16 protein-coding genes and 1 pseudogene are annotated in these 21,960 nt (G+C 49.6%); 7 read left to right on the top strand and 10 right to left on the bottom strand.

Going from position 1 to position 21,960, the window contains the following annotated elements:
• Nucleotides 1-30: 30 nt before the first annotated feature.
• A complete protein-coding gene (locus EZ315_RS03920; protein ID WP_135470790.1) occupies nucleotides 31-3,090 on the bottom strand; it encodes a PL29 family lyase N-terminal domain-containing protein in 3,060 nt (1,019 codons plus the stop codon).
• Between the two features lie 261 nt (nucleotides 3,091-3,351).
• Nucleotides 3,352-3,579: an XRE family transcriptional regulator gene (locus EZ315_RS03925; RefSeq protein ID WP_135470792.1), complete on the bottom strand. Its 228-nt coding sequence runs from the start codon at nucleotides 3,577-3,579 to the stop codon at nucleotides 3,352-3,354.
• A 511-nt stretch (nucleotides 3,580-4,090) separates the two neighbouring features.
• Between EZ315_RS03925 and EZ315_RS16845 the strand changes: the two genes are divergently transcribed.
• From EZ315_RS16845 to EZ315_RS03960, 7 genes are read left to right on the top strand one after another with little or no spacing between them, the layout of a single operon-like run.
• A complete protein-coding gene (locus EZ315_RS16845; protein ID WP_135470794.1) occupies nucleotides 4,091-5,908 on the top strand; it encodes a Na/Pi cotransporter family protein in 1,818 nt (605 codons plus the stop codon).
• A 9-nt stretch (nucleotides 5,909-5,917) separates the two neighbouring features.
• Nucleotides 5,918-7,318: a TIGR00341 family protein gene (locus EZ315_RS03935; RefSeq protein ID WP_135470796.1), complete on the top strand. Its 1,401-nt coding sequence runs from the start codon at nucleotides 5,918-5,920 to the stop codon at nucleotides 7,316-7,318.
• Nucleotides 7,299-8,600, top strand: a complete 1,302-nt coding sequence (locus EZ315_RS03940; protein WP_135470797.1) for a glycosyltransferase — start codon at nucleotides 7,299-7,301, stop codon at nucleotides 8,598-8,600. Before EZ315_RS03935 ends, EZ315_RS03940 begins: the two co-directional genes overlap by 20 nt.
• 49 nt (nucleotides 8,601-8,649) lie before the next feature.
• Nucleotides 8,650-9,651, top strand: coding sequence for an NAD-dependent epimerase/dehydratase family protein (locus tag EZ315_RS03945; RefSeq protein WP_135470799.1), 1,002 nt, complete (start codon nucleotides 8,650-8,652; stop codon nucleotides 9,649-9,651).
• A gap of 2 nt (nucleotides 9,652-9,653) precedes the next feature.
• Complete coding sequence (locus EZ315_RS03950; protein WP_135470801.1) at nucleotides 9,654-9,911, top strand: hypothetical protein; 258 nt, start codon at nucleotides 9,654-9,656, stop codon at nucleotides 9,909-9,911.
• 37 nt (nucleotides 9,912-9,948) lie between these two features.
• Entirely contained in the window at nucleotides 9,949-10,371 is a 423-nt protein-coding gene (aroQ, locus tag EZ315_RS03955; RefSeq protein ID WP_135470803.1) for a type II 3-dehydroquinate dehydratase, read from the top strand.
• Between the two features lie 19 nt (nucleotides 10,372-10,390).
• The gene (locus EZ315_RS03960) at nucleotides 10,391-11,023 is read left to right on the top strand and encodes an O-methyltransferase (protein WP_135470805.1); all 633 of its coding nucleotides are present in this window, start codon (nucleotides 10,391-10,393) and stop codon (nucleotides 11,021-11,023) included.
• Nucleotides 11,024-11,127: 104 nt separating this feature from the next.
• Here EZ315_RS03960 and gdhA read toward each other — a convergent pair whose 3' ends face one another.
• From gdhA to EZ315_RS04000, 8 genes and pseudogenes are all read right to left on the bottom strand, one after another.
• Entirely contained in the window at nucleotides 11,128-12,465 is a 1,338-nt protein-coding gene (gene gdhA, locus EZ315_RS03965; protein WP_135470807.1) for an NADP-specific glutamate dehydrogenase, read from the bottom strand.
• A 359-nt stretch (nucleotides 12,466-12,824) separates the two neighbouring features.
• Complete coding sequence (locus EZ315_RS03970) at nucleotides 12,825-12,998, bottom strand: DUF362 domain-containing protein (RefSeq protein WP_123617701.1); 174 nt, start codon at nucleotides 12,996-12,998, stop codon at nucleotides 12,825-12,827.
• A 101-nt stretch (nucleotides 12,999-13,099) separates the two neighbouring features.
• Nucleotides 13,100-14,590, bottom strand: a complete 1,491-nt coding sequence (locus tag EZ315_RS03975) for an MFS transporter (protein ID WP_135470809.1) — start codon at nucleotides 14,588-14,590, stop codon at nucleotides 13,100-13,102.
• A 6-nt stretch (nucleotides 14,591-14,596) separates the two neighbouring features.
• The gene (gene uxaC / locus EZ315_RS03980) at nucleotides 14,597-16,012 is read right to left on the bottom strand and encodes a glucuronate isomerase (protein ID WP_135470811.1); all 1,416 of its coding nucleotides are present in this window, start codon (nucleotides 16,010-16,012) and stop codon (nucleotides 14,597-14,599) included.
• A gap of 53 nt (nucleotides 16,013-16,065) precedes the next feature.
• Nucleotides 16,066-17,580, bottom strand: coding sequence for a UxaA family hydrolase (locus tag EZ315_RS03985; protein WP_135470813.1), 1,515 nt, complete (start codon nucleotides 17,578-17,580; stop codon nucleotides 16,066-16,068).
• 16 nt (nucleotides 17,581-17,596) lie between these two features.
• Entirely contained in the window at nucleotides 17,597-19,087 is a 1,491-nt protein-coding gene (locus EZ315_RS03990; RefSeq protein ID WP_135470815.1) for a tagaturonate reductase, read from the bottom strand.
• A gap of 32 nt (nucleotides 19,088-19,119) precedes the next feature.
• Nucleotides 19,120-20,091: a pectinesterase family protein gene (locus EZ315_RS03995; RefSeq protein ID WP_135470817.1), complete on the bottom strand. Its 972-nt coding sequence runs from the start codon at nucleotides 20,089-20,091 to the stop codon at nucleotides 19,120-19,122.
• Between the two features lie 18 nt (nucleotides 20,092-20,109).
• Nucleotides 20,110-21,797, bottom strand: a pseudogene (locus tag EZ315_RS04000) (glycoside hydrolase family 43 protein).
• Nucleotides 21,798-21,960: the final 163 nt, after the last annotated feature.

Consider the following 21,960-nt stretch of genomic DNA (forward strand, 5'->3'; position numbering starts at 1 on the left):
GCTCTCCTTGAATTTTAAGCTAATGAAGAATTAAGCTTTAGGCTTAGCCTTGACAACTACATTGGCGTTAACAGTCTGTGATCCCCAATAGTAGTTAACAGTTACCTTAACAGTAGCATTCTGATCCCTTTCGAGAACACCATTGGTATAGTTGCATACAACTTTTGAAGTGTTGAGGAAGGCAGGAGTTGCAAATCCGGTAGCATCCGCAGCTTCAACAACATATACAGTTTTTCCGTCTACTGTCTTCTCAGTCATACCCTCTGCAGAGAACTCAACACCACTTACAACGGGGAGTTCGATCTCTACGCTATTGATCTGATAGTATGCGAAGATACCTTTGACATCTGTATAAGAACCGTTGGTAAAACCAAACAGGGGATTAGTATATGAGTCTGTCATAGAGAAGAAGTTACCAAGGATTTCCTTGCTGGGATCAATACCGTTGGGATAGATCTCATATCCGTTAGCACCGGCAACGATAACAGGCTTCTTGAAATCCACCTTAACTACATTGCTGCTTAGGCTCTTGGGAGCAAGACCGCAAGCACCATAGGTAGCGTCGATCTGTACATTTGCAAATACATTGTAATCAGCTGTACCATTGTTAAGCTGAGTCTTTGCAGCTTCTGTAGGCTCGGTAGCGGGAGCAAGAGCAGGACCATAAGTTATGTTACCTGTAGTTGCGTCAATCATAGCAACGATATTTGCATCTGAATAAGGAGTTCCGTACGCAAGCTTGGTCTTGGTAGCATCAAGAGAGAAGCCGGACTTCTGGTTATCAGCGAAACGGTATGTCTGATTTACACCAAGCTTATCGATTGCAGGATAGCCTTCGGGCTGCACGCCAACATAAGCAGGTACTATAGTCTTATTCACATAGTAATCCTTGAACAGATAATCGAAATCTGTAACATCCTTGTTAAGAGTATTCTTAGCCTGCGGAACACGCATACCTACTTCATTGGTCTTTCCTGTAGGAATGTAAGCTTCATCAAGCGTTCCGAACATGATAGTGGGAGCATCAGCCATCTTGATTGTCACACCAAGATAGAGGAAGAACTTATCATTGGTATTATGCACGAACTTGCGGTAGATGCTTACCTGCTTGCCTGTAAGCTTATTGATCTCCTTAACGGCATCAAGATCATACGCCCAGGTAAGGAAGCCGTTGGTAAGACCTACACCTGCATCCTTATTGTAAACGAGATCGCCATAGGTATCAGATACATTAGTGAAAGTAGCAGTAGTACCTGATGTTGTAGATGTATAGACAGTATTATCCTCAATTGTGAAAGTAGCATTGAATGTCTTCTCATCCATACCAAGCTCGGCAAGAACCTTAGAAGCCATAGACTGCCATGTGCTCACAACCTTAGCATCGGTATTTTCGCAAAGATAAGCGAAAGGCTTCTCGTTCTCAGCAAGTATAATAGGCTGGTTGTAGATGGGAAGCTCCTCTGCATCCTTGTCAGCGATATTGAGCTTGACATAACCTGCGAGGATCACATCGTTGCCGTTGCATAGAGTCACACATACGATAGGATGACGACCGATAGCTGATCTGGAAGCATTATCATCAGAACAATCTACCCAAGTTTTGGGATTCTCATTAGCAAGATAACGGAGAGTCACTTCACCGTCCTCAGCGATTGTAGCAAATTCTGAATCGCTTGTCTTAGACTCACCAACGATATAGTTCATCATATTGAACTTCACGTTAAGACCCCACTTTTCAGCGATATCAGCAAGCGAAATCTGCTCTTCTACAGGATTAGCGACTGCCTTGCCAAAGTCAGACTTGGTGTAGCATACGCGGATCTGGTCCTTAAGATTGAACTTTGTACCCTGAGTATAAACAACATTGAAATTGACAGCACCCTCAACAGCATTCTTACCGGTTGCATAAAGATGTTCATCGGCAGTTCCGGTCTTCGGGATATAGCTGAGAGCAGTGAAATTATAGAGAGAAGGAACGAGGCTGAAATAATCGGAAGTCAGCACCGCTTTCTCAACATCCTCAGCACCTGTAAGAACTGCCTGAAGGGCAGTAACAGGATACTCTGTGCCATTTTCTGTAGTAACAGCTGAAGGATTAGCTACAGTGAAAGGAAGAGTCATCACTCCATCCACCACCTTCTTGTCAGCAGGACGAGCTGTAAGCGATGCAACAGCAGCACGTGAAACGCTCTCAACATTGCTGATAGGGAGGAAACCGAAGTTTACACCCTCAAGATTAGCATTATTAGGATTAAGATTGAATTTGGCATTAGCTACTTCGCTACCTTCGAACAACCTTGTAAGTGCTGTATACTCCCAACCACTTGCGATGGTGTATGCAGCTGTTTGTCCATCAACAGTTACATCTCCGGTGGTAGATGTGGTGGCAGGAGTCTTTACAGCCTGCTTGGCATAGCCGAAACGCACAGCCTCAACACCGTCGAGATAGAGCTGGGGAACGAATCCGATGCCCTGGAGAAGACCGTTACGTGAAATGATCACTGCGCCTTCAGCATCCTCTACGCCGTTGATATATAGATAATTACCATCAAGGACAGCGGTAAGTCCGTTTGACTCGCCCTCAACAGCAATCTTAACAGGCTCAACAGTGGTGTCAAGCTCATATTTTTTGGTCTCGGCATTGTACTTGTAGAACTCAAGAGCTGTACCCTGAGCATTGGGAGCCCAATAGTTGCCCTGAACGCCCTGTTCTCCGTTGGGTCCCTGTGCGGGATATTCCTTCTTCACAACACCGTTAAGAGCCCAGTAAGCCACACCACCTTCTTCTACAATGGTCCAAAGGTTGGATTCACCTGCGGCTCCATCCTTTCCGTTCTTGATGTCATAGCTCTGAGTCTTGCCATCCTTCTCAACGGTAACAGTGATGCCGTCAGCAGTCTGGCTCACTCCGGTAAGAATAGCACCGTTAGCAATCTTCTGATTGATCGCATCAATAGCCGACTTGTTCTGAGCCACCTCAGTGCGAAGCTGATTGATGTCATCATCATAGTCCTTGCAAGAGGAGAGGGTACCGGCCGAACCTACAACAAGAGAGGCGAGCAGAAACCCATTGATGAATTTTTTGTTCATACGTGAATTTGATTAAGTTATAACTTTGGTTAAAGATATTTGTCTTGCAACATCATAGTCACCTTACACTTATAGTATTACTACACACGTGTTTAGGTAATATTTGAAGCCCCATTCCGTGTACGATACGACACACCATGGGAATCGCTCTACAAAGTTATGCCAAAGAAATTTCACAGCCCCGATATAAGCGTAGCGGGATTGTCACACTTATGTCGCAAAATTCACACATATCCTCTTCCCCATCATGCTCAGTGATGCTCACGCATCATCCCTGCCGCCGTCGAGAGGCAGATTGCGGCTCAGCTCAGAAAAGAAATCACGGTTGAGTATCACCGAGATCCTCTGGAGCAGCACAGTGTCGATAGAATGTTTCTGAAACAGGCGATACACATTGGAGCGGTCGCAGTTCAACTTTCTGGCGAGCCACGACACAGTCCGCTCCTGACGCTCCAGCTCCTCCTTGATCATAGTGCCGATTGATTCCATAATATGCTTAATATATTAAGGTGTATACGGCTTCCATCCCCTAAGCCCTTGAATCTGTTATCAGGTACCACCTCTGTGTTGGTAAATTAACGAAAAACGTGGGATGGACTCGCAGCTGCCACTCCCTCGATTCAAGGCCTTCGCATTACCCAACACAGAGGAACGACAACATCTGCAGCACCCCACGAGAGAGCATATAGCTGACCACACCACCCTACAGTGATGTGGAGGCATAGCCTCACAGTGGACGCATTCCCTGTCGCTTCCCACCTGTGTTGATCAAAAGTTGCGAAGTTCTGAATCAAGTGTAGAAACTAAGAACGAATTAACGTCTTTCAAAAAACCCACCCGCCGCTGCAGGTAGTATTGTCTCAAATATTTTCACAAAATTACGGATTTTCTTATGGCAGTGACCCTTGAAAATGATAAAAAATGTTATATCTTTGCAGCGGAGAAGTGGCAGGCGGATGGATGCATGCCCGATCCTTTCACGTAATCATCATGTAATGTTATGAGCTATAGTTTTTTAGACCTGCTCTGCCTCCTCGGGTCCGTAGCCCTTTTTCTTTATGGTATGAAAGTGATGAGCGAAGGCCTGCAAAAAGCCGCAGGCGATCGCCTCAGGAATATCCTTTCGGCTATGACGCGCAACCGGTTCACCGGTATGCTCACCGGTATTCTCATCACAGCTCTCATACAGAGCTCGTCAGCTTCCACCGTGATGGTGGTAAGTTTCGTCAACGCAGGTCTGATGTCGCTCGGACAGTCCATGGCGGTAATCATGGGTGCGAATGTGGGTACTACATTCACCGCATGGATTATCGCTCTTTTCGGCTTTAAGGTGAACATATCCGCCTTTGTCCTCCCGGTGATAGGACTCTCCATACCTCTGCTTTTCAGCAAGAGCAGCCGCAACAAGTCAATAGGGGAATTCTTTATAGGCTTCTCGTTCCTCTTCATGGGTCTCGACCTCATCAGCACCTATGTGCCTGACCTGCAAAGCAACCCCGAAATGTTCGCATTCCTTGAGCGTTACACCTCCATGGGATTCGGGTCGGTGCTGATATTCACATTCGTCGGCCTCATACTCACTATGGTGATACAGTCAAGTGCAGCCACTTTCGCCATCACCCTCATAATGTGCAGCAAGGGATGGATAGACTTTGATCTCTCCTGCGCATTGGTGCTCGGCTCCAACATAGGCACCACCGTCACTCCGCTCATGGCATCCATGGGTGGCAACATCGCAGCCAAGCGCACCGCCATGGGCCACCTGCTATTCAACTTCCTCGGCACAGCCTGGACCCTCGCCATATTCTTCCCGTTCTGCCACTTCGCACAATGGCTCACGGAAGAGCTCGGACAGGGCGACCCGGGAGCCCTCTCGGCATTCGTCAACCATATCGAAGCCACCGACCCGGACACATACAACCATCTGTTTGACAACACTCTGCCTGCCGGGCATCCTGTGTCGGCACAGATAGCTGTGATGCAGCAGAGCGTTTCGATAGGACTTTCGGTGTTCCACACCGTGTTCAATCTCATCAACCTGTCCATTATGATATGGCTTACAGGTCTGTACGTGAAAATCGTGGAACATCTCGTGCCATCCCGCCCCAACCAGGAAGAGGAATTCCAGCTCAAGTTCATTCAGATCGGCATGGTCAGCTCCTCCGAGCTCAACATCTCCCAGGCTGAAAAAGAGATTGTCGTGTACTCCCAGCGCGTGCAGCGCATGATAGGGATGGCTCAGAACATCATACACTGTAAAGACAACAGCGAAGAATTCACCAAGCAATTCTCCCGCCTTGAGAAATATGAGGAGATATCCGACCGCATGGAGATCGAGATCGCCGACTATCTGAACCGCTGCTCCGAAGGACGCCTCTCCAATGAAGGAAAACACCGCATAGCAGCGATGTTCCGCATAGTGAGCGAGATAGAGAGCATAGCCGACTGCTGCTACGGAATAGGAAAGATACTCATACGCAAACGTGAGAGCAACGCTCAGTTCTCCGAAGAGATATACCATAACATCGACTCCATGTTCATAGCTGTAGAGGCAGCGATGACCAATCAGATACTGCTGCTCCGTGATGTAGAGCACGCCCAGCAGAAGGACATCATCACCTCCTACAACTACGAGCGAGAAATCAACAATCTGCGCAACCAGTTCCGCTCGGCAAATGTCGAAAACATCAACGAACATCATTATGAATACCAGGCAGGCATATACTTCATGGATGTAATCGGATCACTCGAAAAGATAGGCGACTACATCATAAATGTTGTGGATGAAGTGAAAAATCTGCTCCGGCTCTCAAAATAATGGATAATAATGATAGCCCTAAACAACATACGCAAATACTTCGTTGAATATTTCAGCCTGAATGACTACCTCATCTCGCAGGATGAGGCCGAAAACGCCATACGCGAAGGTGTGACATTCCGTGGCACCAACATTCTCATCCTTATACTTGCGATATTCATCGCATCTCTCGGACTCAACACCAACTCCACTGCCGTAATCATCGGCGCAATGCTCATATCCCCACTCATGGGCCCAATCATCGGCATAGGTCTCGGAGTAGGAATCCAGGACTTCGAACTGATAAAGCGGTCGCTTCGCAACCTGGTCATGGCTACAGGATTCAGTGTGCTCACATCGACCCTCTACTTCCTCATATCCCCTGTGAGCGAAGGTCATTCCGAACTCCTGGCACGCACCTCTCCCACCATCTATGATGTACTGATAGGTCTCTTCGGCGGAGGTGCAGGAATCATAGCCATAGGATCAAAATCCAAAGGCAACGTCATCCCCGGCGTGGCAATAGCCACCGCCCTCATGCCGCCGTTATGTACAGCAGGCTACGGCATAGCCACTTTGCAGCTCAACTACTTCTTCGGCGCGTTCTACCTTTTCCTCATCAATTCAATCTACATAGCTCTCGCCACATTCATCGGCGTGAAGCTCATGCACTATCACCCTGTGCAGACCGACACTCCGCTGCGCGCCCGCAAAGTGAGACGCATAGTCTATACCGTAGCGATCCTCACAATGCTCCCCTCCCTCTACCTCACCTACAATATGCTTAAGCAAAGCCGATTCACAGCCAATGCAGACAAGTTTGTAGCCGAGGAATGCCGGTTCCCGTCAACAAGAGTCCTGAGCACCGACGCATCCTACGATAAGGGTGCCCGCACACTCACCATCACTCTTATAGGAAAGATACTTCCTGCCGATTCGCTGAACCTCGCTCTCTCGTCACGTCTGCAATTCTACGGACTGGCAGGCACCAAGCTCAACATCATTCAGGGCGATACCCCCGACATCTCTGACCTCCAGAGCTCTTCGGTACGCGATATCTACGAGATGGCTCAGACATCCATAGCCGACAGGCAGGTCACCATCGACTCTCTGAGGGCGGTAATCGATGAGAACCGCATCAACGACACCATTTCAGGGCGCATAGCTCCTGAGGTAAAAGTGCTTTTCCCACAGGTAAGGAATCTCGCCATCACACGTGCCATATTCGGAAACATAGAGACTTCAGGACTCGACACCGTCAACGTGGCTCTCGTGTCGTACTCAACAATGCCTCCTGCCGCAAAGCAAAGAGAACTTGAAAAATATCTCGAAGCCCGCCTGCGTCTGCCCTCAGTATCCATAGTCAACGTGAGCAACAGCATGATTCATACTCCTAAAGCACACCCTGCCAATGATAAGCACCACCGCTAACTCTTCTGTAAAGCCCGAGCTCCCTGCCTCACTTAAAGGGAAAAGAATTCTCCTTGTGAACCACGGTGATACCGTAGGTGAGGCCTCTGGAGTGACATTCCGGCTGATGAGGGCTTTGAGGCATAGCGGTCTGGATGTGAGGATGCTTGTTTTCACCAAGCGTTCCGATTCGGACAATGTGGACTTCGTAGGCGGAAGGCTTGAGCGTGGCATACGCTTCTGCCTTGAACGGTTCAATGTGCTATGGCACAACGGATTCAACTACGCCAATATCTTCGCGGTATCAACAGGGGCATTTGCCAGAAACATCCATCACCATCCATGGGCAAAAGAGGCTGACATCATATGCCTCAACTGGATAAACCAGGGGCTGATGAACCTCAACGGCATACGCTCACTGCATAATATGGGCAAAAAGATCGTATGGACTATGCACGACATGTGGACATTCACCGGAATATGCCACCATTCATATGACTGCGAGTACTACACCGACAGATGCGGCAACTGCATATATCTTGAGAACGGACATCCCGGAGATATCTCAAGAAGATGCTGGGCTAAAAAGAAAAGGCTTTTTGACGAAGTGCCTATCACATTCGTGGCAGAGACAAAATGCCTTGAGCTCAAAGCCCGGCAGTCAGCCCTCCTGCGCGACAAGCCGGTGATGACTATCTGCAATCCTTTCAATGTGGATTCCTACTATACCACCCCTCCAAGATATATTGAATCTCTTCTCAGCACCACCAAGCCCAATCTGATTCTGATAGGCGCATCACACCTTGACCACCCTGACAACGGCATCGATTACGCAATAGAGGCTCTAAACAGGATATTCACCGACCATCCCGACATAGCCAACAAGACGGCTGTATACCTGTTCGGCGACATGCACAAGCTCGACAAACTCGACTCCCTGCTCATGTCCCACCGATGGCTCGGACGTGTCCACGACCAAAAGATACTGCGATACCTATACAGTTACGCCAAAGTGTTCCTCGCGCCCACCATATTAGGAAACATGCCCGGCACTCTTGTGGAGAGCATGGCCGGAGGCGCGATCCCGGTGCTATTCAGGCAGCAGTTCGACGAAGGAGTGATAAGCCACCGGGAAAACGGATATCTCGCAGCCTATAAGGACTCTAACGATCTTGCAGAAGGTGTGCTGTGGGCTTTGAAGGCTGACATATCCCGCGAAGGACTTCACGAAACAATCAGAGAACGCTATTCCCCCGACATCATAGCCCGGCAATACATCGACCTCTTTGACTCGTTGATGTGAGATATCATCCTCCCATATGCCGGCGTGATGCAACCCTAATAACTCAGATATGCCAAAGAAAGTACTTATAGTAGGAGCCGGAGGCTTCATAGGAGGTTTCATAGCCGCCGAATCTCTCCGCCGCGGATACGAAACATGGTGCGGAGTCCGCGAATCCACCTCGCGCCGTTACCTCACCGATCCTGCCCTGCGATTCATCACTCTCGACTATGACAACCCCGAGCGTCTCGCCGAGCAGCTCAAAGGACACCAGTGGGACCACATAGTCTACAACCTTGGGGCGACGAAGTGTGTCAACTTCATGGATTTCAACCGCATCAACTACTGCTATCTGCGCGATTTCGTAGATACTCTCACCGATGTCGGAGCCCTCCCCGAACGGATGGTCTACATGTCGTCACTCTCAGCCATAGGTCCCGGCGACGAAAAGAACTACACTCCGCTCAACGGCGACAGCATCCCATGCCCTAACACTCGTTACGGACTCTCAAAAATCAAGGCAGAGACTTATCTCCAATCTCTCCCAAAGGAATTTCCCTGGATAATACTGCGCCCTACAGGGGTGTACGGTCCACACGAACAGGACTACCTGATGATGATAAAAAGCATCGATTCCCATTTCGACTTCGGTGTCGGGATGCGCAAGCAGATGCTCACGTTCATATATGTCGAGGATCTGGCACGAGCCATATTCGACGCTCTCGAAAAGGCTCCGCTCCACCGTAAATACATCATATCCGAGCCAAGGGCATACACCCAGAAAGAATTCAGGCGCATAGTATCCAAAGCCCTCGGCAGGAAGCTGGTCATCCCGGTCCGCCTGCCTCTATGGGCTCTGTCGGCAGCTTGCAAGATAAGCGAGAAATGGGGTGCAGCCAAGATGAAAGCCGTCACCCTCAACACCGACAAGTACAAGATCATGTCGCAACGCAACTGGTCATGCGATGTCAACCCTGCGATAACCGATTTCGGATTTAGTCCGAAAGTAGATCTCGAAGAGGGAATACGCCTCACAGTCGAAGCCTATAAGGGCTCAAAACAAGCACACTGAGTATGCAAAGAACACCATTATGGATGACAATTGTCATCATCATCGTTTCTCTCCCTGCATTCACATTTCCGGCTCTGCTTGACAGCTGCCCTCCGGAAGCTGAAGCGACTCGTACCCTCGTGTGGATCTACCCTTTTTACATGCTCCTGTCAGCCTGGCTCGCATGGAAAGCATACCCTGGACGATCCTATGTCAGCTGGATGCTGATCGGATTAATGATCCTCACCACAATCACCATACGCATGCTCACCGAAGCCTGACCTACCACATACTCTCACCTATAACCTTTGCAATCAGATGAAAATACTTATAATCAACGGCCCGAATCTCAATCTGCTCGGCACACGCGAGCCTGACATCTACGGCTCCCGCACATTCGAATCATATCTACGCGAACTCCGCGAGATGCTTGATGGAGATGAGGTTGAGTATTTCCAGTCCAACCACGAGGGCGACATCATCGACGCTCTCCATCGCGCCGACTGCGACGGCATAGTGCTCAATGCCGGAGCCTACACCCACACATCGCTTGCCATAGCCGATGCCATAAAGGCTATACAGATACCTGTGATAGAAGTACACATCTCCAATGTAGCTTCACGAGAACCCATACGCCACACATCTCTCATAGCTCCTGTGTGCCTGGGGTCCATCGCCGGATTCGGTCTGACCTCCTACTTCCTGGCTGCCCAGGCTATAATCATGAACCCTGACCGATAAATCCTCACATCCCGGCACTATGGACTCAATAGACAACGACTATATACTCAGCCATATCTCTCCGGAGCCTGATCACCTCTACCGTCTCTACCGTCGCACACATCTCAACCATCTCTATCCGCGCATGTGTTCCGGACATCTACAGGGACGCATGCTCGCAATGATCGTGTCAATGATCAAGCCCCACCGGGTGCTCGAACTGGGGACATTCACAGGCTATTCCGCTCTCTGCCTTGCCGAGACTCTTCCTGAAGGCGGAGAGATACATACTGTGGAAATCGACGACGAAATGGAGGATGAACTCACCGAGCTCTTCTCCACCTCGCCCGGAGGAGACCGCGTAAAGCTCCACATAGGGGACGCCTTGCAGCTTATACCGGCTATCAACGAAGAATGGGACCTCGTGTACATAGATGCCAACAAGCGCGACTATATCGCCTATATCGATCTACTGCTGCCCCGCATGCGCCCCGGCTCATTCATTATCGCCGACAATACCCTATGGGACGGCAAAGTGTTCGACACAGCCACTCACCGCGACCCTCAGACTCTCGGACTGGACGCTTTCAATACCTATGTGGCATCCCATCCGCGCCTTGCATCAGTGATACTGCCTCTACGCGACGGTCTCACACTCATCCGAGTAGAATAATAATTCCCGCAAGTGCTATAAAAAGCAACGTATGGCAGAGTTCAAGAACTCTGCCATACGTAAGTATTTAACTGTTTACTTTTTCTGAACCGGCAGGCTATCCGTTAGATGATACCCTGACCGAGCATAGCGTTGGCAACCTTCATGAAGCCGGCGATGTTGGCACCCTTCATATAGTTGATGAAGCCGTCGGGCTCTGTGCCATGCTCTACACACTGAGTGTGGATATTGCTCATGATCTCGTGGAGACGGTCGTCAACCTCCTGTGCGCTCCACTGGAGATGCTCGGCGTTCTGGCTCATCTCAAGACCTGAAGTAGCAACACCACCTGCGTTAACAGCCTTGCCGGGAGCATAGACTACGCGGTTGGAGATGAATGTGTCGATAGCCTCAGGTGTACAGCCCATGTTGGAAACCTCAGCTACGATCTCTACGCCGTTCTCAACGAGCAATTTTGCATCCTCGCCGTTCACCTCGTTCTGAGTAGCGCAAGGAAGAGCAATGTCAACCTTCTGCTCCCAAGGCTTGCGACCGGGGAAGAAAGTAGCCTCAGGATACTTCTCTGCATAAGGAGCTACGATATCCTCGCCTGTGGCGCGGAGATAGAGCATATAATCGATCTTCTCGCCTGAGATGCCTTCGGGATCATAGATATAGCCGTCAGGACCGGAGATGGTGACAACCTTTGCTCCGAGCTGGGTAGCCTTGAGGGTTGCGCCCCATGCCACATTGCCGAAACCTGACACTGCCACACGCTTGCCCTCGATAGAGTCATTGCGCTTGGCGAGCATGTTCTGAACGAAATAGAGCGCGCCGAAACCGGTAGCCTCGGGACGGATGCGTGAACCGCCAAACTCCATGCCCTTGCCGGTGAATGTGCCTGTGCATTCGTTGACAAGCTTCTTGTACATGCCATACATGTAGCCTACTTCACGTCCGCCTACGCCGATGTCACCTGCGGGCACATCGCGGTCAGGACCGAGGTTCTTCCACAAGCAGAGGATGAACGCCTGGCAGAAACGCATGATCTCAGCCTCGCTCTTGCCGCGGGGAGAGAAGTCGCTACCACCCTTGGCACCACCCATCGGGAGTGTGGTAAGAGCATTCTTGAATGTCTGCTCGAATCCGAGGAACTTGAGGATAGAGAGATTAACTGAAGCGTGGAAACGGATACCGCCCTTGTATGGGCCGATAGCATTATTGAACTGAACGCGATAGCCGATATTGTTCTGAACCTCGCCCTTGTCGTCAATCCAGGTGACGCGGAAAGTGACGATACGGTCAGGCTCGACCATACGCTCGATGATTTTAGCTTTTTCGAATTCGGGGTGCTGGTTGTAGACGTCTTCTACACAGATGAGCACTTCCTTGACAGCCTGAAGATATTCCTTTTCCCCAGGATGCTTGGCTTCAAGACCACTAAGAATATTGTTAATATCCATAGCTTTGATTTTTAGATAATTGGATGTGTTTTGGTTTTATTTGGTTGGTTAACCGATACAAATGTAAGACTTATTTTCGGATATAGTATATAGAAAAAATGTGTTTAACAACATAAGTTTCTGACCATACACTTATTGTTTTTATCAAATTGTCTTTTTAATCCGATATTGATGTGCCTCAGGTGAAATTTATGTTTCCCCTACATACAAAAGGGGAAGTTTTAAGGCTGTTTTATTGACAAAATTTTCTCTTCTGGATTCATAAAGAAAGACACAGGCCGGGGCAAAGCCGACATGTGTCTTTTGTAAGGACCTGTCCTTTCTTAAAACCACCCTTTATTTCAAGGGATGATCAAGGATTATTCTCCGGGGTGGATTGAGCCGGTGGGGCACTCAGCCTCGCATGCACCGCAATCGATACAGGTATCGGGGTTGATTTCATAGTGCTCAGCACCCTCTGAGATTGACTCGGTGGGGCAAACAGCTGCACAAGCTCCGCAGGAGATGCAGGTGTCAGTGATTACGTAAGCCATTGTTTACTAATTTAATTGGATAATAAAACTCTGTTATTGATGAAATGTGGATGCAAATTTAATGCTTTTCCCTGATATTTCGCTTGCTTTTTACAAAAAAATTAGGGAAGAACAGGCTTCTGCTTCGGAACGAGTATCTTCATGATGGTCCAGGCAAGCAGATAAGCGATGCCGCAAACACAGAAGATGATGAAATAGCCTGCCGGCTTGCCCTCGAATCCCATGAACTGCATGTTGGTCTCCGCCGCATGAGTGAAGAGCATTCCCGATCCTTTGTTGATGAGGAATGAGCCTACACCACCTGCCATACCGCCGATACCGATGATGGTAGCGATGGTCGATTTGGGGAACATGTCACCAACCACTGAATAGATGTTGGCAGACCATGACTGATGCGCAGCTCCGGCAATACCTATGATGATTGTAGGCCACCAGTAGGAGAAGTTTCCAAGAGGCTGTGCGAGAAGAGCAAGAAGCGGGAACAATGCAAAGATAAACATCGCACGCATACGTGCCGAGTAAGGATCGAGCTGAGGATTCTTATCCATAATGATAGTCGGGAGCTTGCCTCCATATATCGACAGCATCGTGATGGCATAAAGCACAAAGATAAGAGTCATGGCTGTCGAGGTATCTGAGGCGAAACCATACACATCGGAGATGTATGCGGGAATCCAGAACAGGAAGAACCACCACACACCGTCAGTCAATCCCTTGCCTGCAATCACGGCCCATGTCTGAGGATACTTGAAGCACTTGCCGAAAGGAATGACATCCTTACCGGAGTCCTCCTTCTCAGCCTCCTGACGCGGAGTCTCACCGGCATCCTGGCTGTCCTGCTCGATATACTCAAGCTCGGCAGCATTCACCCTGGGATTGCTTGCCGGTTTCTTGTACAGGAACATCCAGAGTCCCATCCATATAAATCCGAGTCCGCCGATAACGACAAACGCCATCTCCCATCCGTTACCGACACCCATGCCCTGGAAGAAGCGAGCCATAGGAGGAATGGATACAGGAGCAAGGAGAGCTCCGATAGTGGCTCCGGCATTGAATATGGATGTCGAGTATGCACGGTCACGCTTGGGGAAATATTCGGCTGTCACCTTTACAGCGGCAGGGAAATTGCCAGCCTCACCGATGCCGAGTATTATACGTGCTGCGATGAAATAGTACACGGATGTTATGGCTATGGTAGAGGCTACAGCCCCGGTGGCACCCACCAGTTCAGCAGCACCGTGCAGACCTAAGGTACACTCGGTAGCCCAGCCACAGAGAGCATGGGCACACGCTCCTGCCGACCATACTCCGATAGCCCACAAGTAACCCTTCTTGGTACCCATCCAGTCGATGAAACGACCGGCAAAGAGATTCGCCACAGCATAGATTATGGAGAATACAGCAGTGATGGTGCCGTAGTCATTGTCGGTCCAATGGAATTCAGGTGCGATAAAATCCTTCCATGTAAGGGAAAGCACCTGACGGTCCATATAGTTGACCGTTGTAGCGAGGAAAAGCAGCCCGCATATGACCCAACGGAAATTGGTCATTTTCTGAGCCCTCTCCGACGCCGGTGAGATTTTAGAACTCATTAGATATTAGAATTTAAAGTAATTTTTTGCGTTGTTGTAGCAGATATCCTCGATCATCTGGTTCACGCGCTTCTCCTCATAACCGGTGTAGGGTATCTCTCCATTCTCGATATCAGTGCCCACAAGGTTACAGAGGGTACGGCGGAAATACTCATGGCGGGGATAGGAAAGGAATGAGCGTGAATCGGTGAGCATACCCACAAAGCGGCTGAGCAGTCCAAGGAGTGATAGTGCGTTCATCTGCTTCTGCATGCCGTCCTTCTGGTCAAGGAACCACCATCCGGAGCCAAACTGGATCTTTCCTGCCACAGTGCCGTCCTGGAAGTTGCCGAGCATAGTAGCGATAACCTCGTTGGCACAGGGATTGAGATTATAAAGAATTGTCTTTGTGAGCTTGCCTCGGGTGTTGAGCTTGTCGAGATACCTGGCACAGCTCTTGGCGGTATTGAATTCGCCTATAGAGTCAAAACCGGTGTCAGGACCGAGCAGCTTGAACATCTTGGTGTTGTTGTTGCGGATAGCTCCGTAGTGGAACTGCTGGGTCCAGCCTGAATTGTAGTCCATCTCGCCAAACACAATCATCATCGCGCTCTTGAACTTGTCGATCTCCTCTGCGGTGAGCTGTTTGCCTCCATACACCTTATCGAAAATCGCATTGATCTCTTCATCAGTGTAATCAGCAGCATAGAATTCCTCTATACCGTGGTCAGAAAGACGGCAACCCATCTCCTCGAAGAAGTCGTGACGCTTCTGAAGGGCATCGATCATATCCTGGAACTTGGATATGTTCACGCCTGATACCTCAGCAAGCTTCTCGACATATGCACGGAACTCGGCAGGGACCTCCACAGCCATAGCCTTGTCGGGACGCCAGGTAGGAAGCATCTTAATCTCGAAACCGCTTTCGCGCACCTGCTTATGATACTCAAGTGAATCAACGGGATCATCGGTGGTGCAGACTGTCTCCACATTATAACGGCGCATAAGCCCGCGAGCTGTCATGCCTGGATCGTTAAGGAGCTTGTCATTACACTCGTCAAATATCTCACGTGCAGTCTCGGGATTGAGAAGTTTATCGATACCGAATGCGGTCTTCAGTTCAAGGTGAGTCCAATGGTACAGCGGATTACGGAAAGTGTAAGGCACTGTCTCAGCCCACTTCTGGAACTTCTCCCAGTCAGTGGTATCAGCACCTGTGCAGAAACGCTCGTCCACTCCGTTGCTGCGCATTGCACGCCACTTATAGTGGTCGCCTCCGAGCCATATCTCTGTTATTGACTTGAAACGGTGGTCATCGGCTACCATCTTCGGTATGAGATGGCAATGGTAGTCGATAATGGGCATTTTTGCTGCATGCTCATGATATAGCTTCTGTGCAGTCTCGGTCTGCAACAGGAAGTTTTCGTCCATAAATGGTTTCATAAATATATGAGGTTTAGAGGTTAGAATGGTGAAATAATAAGTGTTCACCCAAGTTATAGGGTCACACCGTTCTTAAAGATTGAAATCTCATGGATTCCTGCCTTTTCGGAATTGACAAGCTCGCCATTTGCTACACTGAGCACATAGTCTATGAACTCTTTGAGCACCTGGTCCATAGTCTGGTCCTCGACAAGACGTCCGGCATTGAAGTCAATCCAAGTAGGCTTACGCTTGGCAAGACCGGAATTGGTTGAGACCTTCATTGTTGGGACAAATGTCCCGAAAGGAGTTCCTCGACCGGTGGTGAACAACACCATCTGACAACCGGCAGCTGCAAGCGCAGTGGATGCCACAAGGTCATTGCCAGGGGCTGATAGCAGGTTCAGACCATGCTCACTGATGCGCTCGCCATACTCCATGACACCGAACACAGGGCTCTTTCCCGACTTCTGTGTGCAGCCAAGGGCTTTCTCCTCAAGGGTAGAGATGCCACCAGCCTTATTGCCCGGCGACGGGTTCTCCCCTACAGGCTCACCATGTGACAGGAAATACTCTTTGAAGTTATTGATGAGCGAGACTGTCTCTCCAAGAAGTTTATCATTTGCGCAACGCTCCATAAGAATGGTCTCTGCACCAAACATCTCCGGGACCTCGGTGAGCACTGTTGTGCCGCCTTCTACATCGCAAAGCCAGTCGGAAAACTCTCCGAGCAACGGATTGGCTGTGATGCCGGAGAAACCGTCAGATCCACCGCACTTCAATCCTATACGCAGCTTGGATGCCGGCACTTCGGTGCGCTCATACTTGCGGGCTTTCTCGTAAAGGTCAGTAAGCATCTTCACTCCTGCCTCTACCTCATCACCTTCGATATCCTGACACACCATGAACTTCACACGCTCACGGTCATACTCCCCACAGAATTCCTCAAATACCTTGGGCTGGTTGTTCTCACATCCGAGACCCACCACAAGGATTCCTCCTGCATTGGGATGATGCACCATATCGCGAAGTATCTTCTTGGTATTCTCATGGTCATCTCCGAGCTGGGAGCAGCCGTAGTTATGGGGGAACGCAAAAATTCCGTCCACACCCTCAGCCTTGGTCTCGGCGTTCACACGGTCAACAATCTGCTTGATGATGCCATTGACACATCCCACAGTGGGAAGCACCCAAATCTCATTGCGGATACCCACCTGACCGTCAGGGCGCACATAGCCACGGAATGTGGCTTCCTTGCCATTGAGGGCTGTGCCCGGTGCCGGGCAGTCATGATTCTTAATGGATATGTCTGAGTAATCGAGCTGACCCTCAAGATTGGTCTTTATATCGTTATGGTCAAGGAATTGCCCCTTTGATACGGCATGGCGCGCATGACCGATGGGGAAACCGTACTTGATCACGTTCTCTCCCTCGGCAATATCCCTAAGGGCGAACTTATGTCCGGCAGGGATATCGCTCACAAGTGTGACATCCCCGGCACCGTCAACGGTGACAACCGTCCCCTTTGCAAGGGGATTGATTGCCACTGCTACGTTGTCGGCTGAATTTATTTTAAGGAAATCCTTCATCTCTCAGGATAGGTAATTATGCTTCAACGACTTCCTTGACGGTCTCAAGCATACCGTTAGCCTGAATCTTGTCAAGATACTCTGTAACGAGATCTGTGAGACCGGGCACTGTGTTGAGGTCGCCATGCTCCTCACCCCAGATAAGATCCTTGGCTGCAAGCACTCCCTCGGCAACCTTGCGGGTGTCGCCGGTAGCCCAAAGCTCGGTGAGCAGGTCCATGATACGCTGATCGTCCTTAGGTGCGATTTCAGCTCCGTCCTCACGCTTGCCACCCTTATAATAGGTAATGAGAGCTGCAAGGCCGAGCACTATGCCCTTGGGAAGCTCACCCTTACGCTCAAGATAAACCTTCAGTCCGGGAAGGTCGCGGGTCTGGAACTTGGGGAATGCATTGAGCATGATAGAAGTAACCTGATGGTCAACATAAGGATTGTTGAAACGCTCAAGCACATCGCTGCCGAACTTCTGAAGTTCGTCCATGGGGAGATTAAGGGTCTGCATCAGCTCGTCAAACTGTACCTTGTGGATGTATTTGCCGATCACAGGATGGTTGCAGGCATCACGTACGATATTTACACCGCTAAGGTAAGCGACAGGTGACAGCACTGTGTGAGGACCGTTGAGAAGGGTCACCTTACGTTCGTGATAAGGAGCCTCTGAATCGGTGATGAGCACCTGGAGTCCGGCACGATCAGCAGGGAACTCTGCACGAAGCTGTTCGAGTGAGATGTTGGAGGCTCGCTCTATTACCCAAAGGTGGAATGCCTCACCCTGTACTACCACATTATCCTTGTAGCCGAGCTTCTCCTGTATCTCGTTGATCTCCTTGCGGGGGAATCCGGGAACGATACGGTCAACAAGTGTGGCACACACATAATTGTAGGTATTGAACCAGTTCTTGAATCCCTCATAGTCAGCACCGAAATCATCCGTCCAAAGCTCGATATACTTGTTGATGATATCTTTGAGGTGATGTCCGTTCTCGAATATCAGCTCGCAAGGCATGATTATAAAGCCCTTGTCGGCAGCTCCATTGAATGTCTTGTAACGGCGATAGAGAAGCTGGGTAAGCTTGCCGGGATATGATGATGCGGGACGGTCAGAGAGTTTGCAGGTGTCATCGTAAGCGATGCCTGCCTCGGTGGTATTGGATATCACAAAGCGCATCTCAGGCTGGTCGGCAAGAGCCAGGAACGCGTCAGTCTGAGTGAAGGGGCTGATACCACGGCTGATGACGTCGATACGGTCCAACGAATTGACAGCCTCGCCATCGAGACGACCCTGGAGATTGACATGGTAGAGGAAGTCCTGACCCTGAAGAAGCTGCATCACGAAAGCATCGGGAGTACCCTGAACGATTACTACTGACGAGTTGAAGTCAGTCTTGTCGTTCATGTTTTTCACAATCCAGTCAACAAATGCACGCAGGAAGTTGCCTTCGCCAAACTGAATGATTCTCTCGGGAGCGACTGCCTTTGGGGCGGTCAATTTGTTTAAAGCTTTCATTTTATAGGTATGGATATTTGTTGATTAAGTTACTATTTTTCTAACGGATTCCAGGTTGTGGTATTGGAGAACACTTTATTCAGGTCAAGCAGAGCCTTTACCTCCGCAGAATCGGGATTCTTTGCCCAAGCCGCACGCTCACCCTGTGCGCCGGGTCCTTTCGATCCATATTCTCCGTAACGTGATGTCTTTTCATTTGACTCCTTGCCCCAGTTGTGCCACCCTATCGGGAGTATGTGTTTGCCCATATCGCAATTAATGAACACAGTGTGGGCATACGGACGCCATGGACGACCGAGATAGACCTTGGTCACATCAGGTTCCGACGTGAGCTTGCAACTGTCAAACACATATCCCACTTCCACATCCTCGGGTGTCGATGCCGCAGTGATGTAGCTGTTACGCTTAGAGTGTATCTGACATTTACTGAAGAAAGCGGTGGCCGGACCGAAAATAAAGTCGGTTGTGCCCTCTATATAGCAATTTCCGAAATAGAGCCGGGCATTTTTGCCTCCGGTAAAAAGGGTGTCCTGATTGCCAAGCAGACGGCAGTTCTCAAAATGCAGACGGTCTCCCTCGGTGTGCAATGCCACAGCCTGTCCGAGCTGCGGAGCATTGTTCTCTATGGTAAGATTTCGGAAAGTTATGTCCGATCCGTCCACCTTGACAGTGTAAGTACGGAATGTGCCCATCTTGTCGATATTAGCGTGATGGTCATTTGTGATCACCACACCGTCGGCACTCTCACCTTCGAACACCACATTCTTAAGCCACGAAGGGATTACAATCTTCTCTTTATACACACCGTTGGCTATATGCACTGTGACAGTGTATTCCATATATGCCCTCACCCCTTCGAGCGCATCGGTAATGGTGGTGTAGTCACCTGTACCATCCTGATTGACATATATATCATGCTTCCATTTGTCGTCTGCCGCGTTGGCGGTGAAGCACCCTGCAAGTATGACCGCAAGAAGCGAGAATAATTTTATTTTCATGATCATAAATCTATACTTCTCAGATTATTTCTTAGTAACACGGAACCAGTCGATATCGAGCCATCCGCTGTCATTGCTGGACCATGAACGCGAACAGTACATTCCGAACTTCGCCCCTATCCAATGACCTACGTCCACCTTGACAGGATTACCAATCTTAGTGTACTTCTTGCCGTCGAAACTATAGTAGAATGTGGCCTCGGCAGTGTAATCGGGCTTCTGTTTGGGGACTTTAGGTCCGGTGTAATCAAGTCGCATGCGCAGATACATCTCTTTGCCGTCGTCGACCTTTACAGCCTCAACCTCTGACTCCTCACCTCCTTTGTTGGCTTTGTAGCATTCTGTCTGCACAAGATAGATGCCATCCTTGCGGCTCATGAGCGAAAGGGTCCCGAAATTATATCCCATCACCACGATGCCCGCGCGTTCACCCTCCATGAGCTTGCCATCTTTCTTTCGGGGAAGAACTGCACCTTGGCTGTGGCTGTGAAATTGCGTGCAGGAAATTTCTGAAGCAGCAGATTGGGCAGGTCATAGATGGTCTTGGCATTTTCAGGCAGTGCATTGGAGAAAAGGCGTAGCTTGGATGCTGCTGCATCGCAATAGTACCACAACGCACTCGGATTGTCCTTCCACTGCCACTGCTTGCCGAGCTCTATAGAGTCGAACTCATCGCTGTCCTGTGGGGTCTGCCTGGGATATGTCTTACCAACATTAGGTTTCTTGTATGTGCGCACCGGCACGCCGCGCTCATCACCGTCGGGGTCAACACCTATCACCGGCCATCCGTTCTCAAGCCACTTCATAGGCTCAAGATTCACCACACGGCCGTAAGGACCCTTGTCCTGAAAATGTATGAACCAGTCCTCCTTTCCGTCAGGGGTATCGATCCAGGCTCCCTGATGAGGACCGTTTATGTCGGTGTCGCCCTGCTCAAGCACATTGCGGGTCTCGTACGGTCCCCAGGGATTCTTGGAGCGCAACACCTCCTGCCATCCGGTAGGAACACCTCCTGCGGGTGAGAATATATAATACCAGTCACCACGCTTGTACATCTTTGCACCCTCGATGGTCTCATTGTCAAGATGACCGTCATATATTATGCGATCCTGACCTATGGTCGACTTTCCGTCGGGAGTCATCTCTATCATGCCTATGATGCTCTTGACTCCGGCGCGGCTGCCGGCATAACCGTGAGGCAGATAAGCCTTGCCGTCCTCATCCCAGAACGGACAGCAGTCAATAATACCCTTAGCCTTGTGCACCAATGTGAGAGGCTCCCATGGTCCGGCAGGATTCTTTGTCTTGGTCATGAATATACCCAGATCCGGATCACCATAGTAGATGAAGAACTCGCCGTTATGATAGCGTATAGAAGGTGCCCACACGGCATTGCCGTGGTTAGGGGTCTTGAACTTGGCATAATCAGGCATCTCGGCGATAGCATGGCCGATGATAGTCCAGTTGACAAGATCCTTGGAATGGAGCACGGGGAGCCCAGGGATATCGGAGAAGCTGGATGCTGTCATATAATAGTCATCTCCCACACGTACGACATCCGGATCGGAATAGTCAGCATCTATGATGGGATTAATGTATTTTCCGTTGCCGAGATCGGGGCTCCAGACTTCCGAGACATATTCATCTGCCATTGCGGACATTACACATGTGGCAACGAGACTGAAAAGCGTAAGTCGATAAGGTAGTTTCATTATTGGTCGTTTAAGGTAAAATAGCACAAAGCGGGACCACCCGCTTACGAAAGTGTAAAATTCAGCCCAAAATTAATAAATTTTTTCTACAAAATCCGCCTTTACGGAGTTAAAAAAATTTAGCAGCAAAAAAAGCCAGGACAACGCCCATATCGACAAGTGT

The sequence above is a fragment of the Duncaniella freteri genome (genome assembly GCF_004766125.1).
Classification (GTDB): domain Bacteria; phylum Bacteroidota; class Bacteroidia; order Bacteroidales; family Muribaculaceae; genus Duncaniella; species Duncaniella freteri.

Excerpts from the sequence above, each read along its gene's own strand:
- EZ315_RS03920 (WP_135470790.1), bottom strand. The coding sequence starts at position 3,090 with ATGAACAAAAAATTCATCAATGGGTTTCTGCTCGCCTCTCTTGTTGTA.
- EZ315_RS03925 (WP_135470792.1), bottom strand. The coding sequence starts at position 3,579 with ATGGAATCAATCGGCACTATGATCAAGGAGGAGCTGGAGCGTCAGGAG.
- EZ315_RS16845 (WP_135470794.1), top strand. The coding sequence starts at position 4,091 with ATGAGCTATAGTTTTTTAGACCTGCTCTGCCTCCTCGGGTCCGTAGCC.
- EZ315_RS03935 (WP_135470796.1), top strand. The coding sequence starts at position 5,918 with ATGATAGCCCTAAACAACATACGCAAATACTTCGTTGAATATTTCAGC.
- EZ315_RS03940 (WP_135470797.1), top strand. The coding sequence starts at position 7,299 with ATGATAAGCACCACCGCTAACTCTTCTGTAAAGCCCGAGCTCCCTGCC.
- EZ315_RS03945 (WP_135470799.1), top strand. The coding sequence starts at position 8,650 with ATGCCAAAGAAAGTACTTATAGTAGGAGCCGGAGGCTTCATAGGAGGT.
- EZ315_RS03950 (WP_135470801.1), top strand. The coding sequence starts at position 9,654 with ATGCAAAGAACACCATTATGGATGACAATTGTCATCATCATCGTTTCT.
- aroQ (WP_135470803.1), top strand. The coding sequence starts at position 9,949 with ATGAAAATACTTATAATCAACGGCCCGAATCTCAATCTGCTCGGCACA.
- EZ315_RS03960 (WP_135470805.1), top strand. The coding sequence starts at position 10,391 with ATGGACTCAATAGACAACGACTATATACTCAGCCATATCTCTCCGGAG.
- gdhA (WP_135470807.1), bottom strand. The coding sequence starts at position 12,465 with ATGGATATTAACAATATTCTTAGTGGTCTTGAAGCCAAGCATCCTGGG.
- EZ315_RS03970 (WP_123617701.1), bottom strand. The coding sequence starts at position 12,998 with ATGGCTTACGTAATCACTGACACCTGCATCTCCTGCGGAGCTTGTGCA.
- EZ315_RS03975 (WP_135470809.1), bottom strand. The coding sequence starts at position 14,590 with ATGAGTTCTAAAATCTCACCGGCGTCGGAGAGGGCTCAGAAAATGACC.
- uxaC (WP_135470811.1), bottom strand. The coding sequence starts at position 16,012 with ATGAAACCATTTATGGACGAAAACTTCCTGTTGCAGACCGAGACTGCA.
- EZ315_RS03985 (WP_135470813.1), bottom strand. The coding sequence starts at position 17,580 with ATGAAGGATTTCCTTAAAATAAATTCAGCCGACAACGTAGCAGTGGCA.
- EZ315_RS03990 (WP_135470815.1), bottom strand. The coding sequence starts at position 19,087 with ATGAAAGCTTTAAACAAATTGACCGCCCCAAAGGCAGTCGCTCCCGAG.
- EZ315_RS03995 (WP_135470817.1), bottom strand. The coding sequence starts at position 20,091 with ATGATCATGAAAATAAAATTATTCTCGCTTCTTGCGGTCATACTTGCA.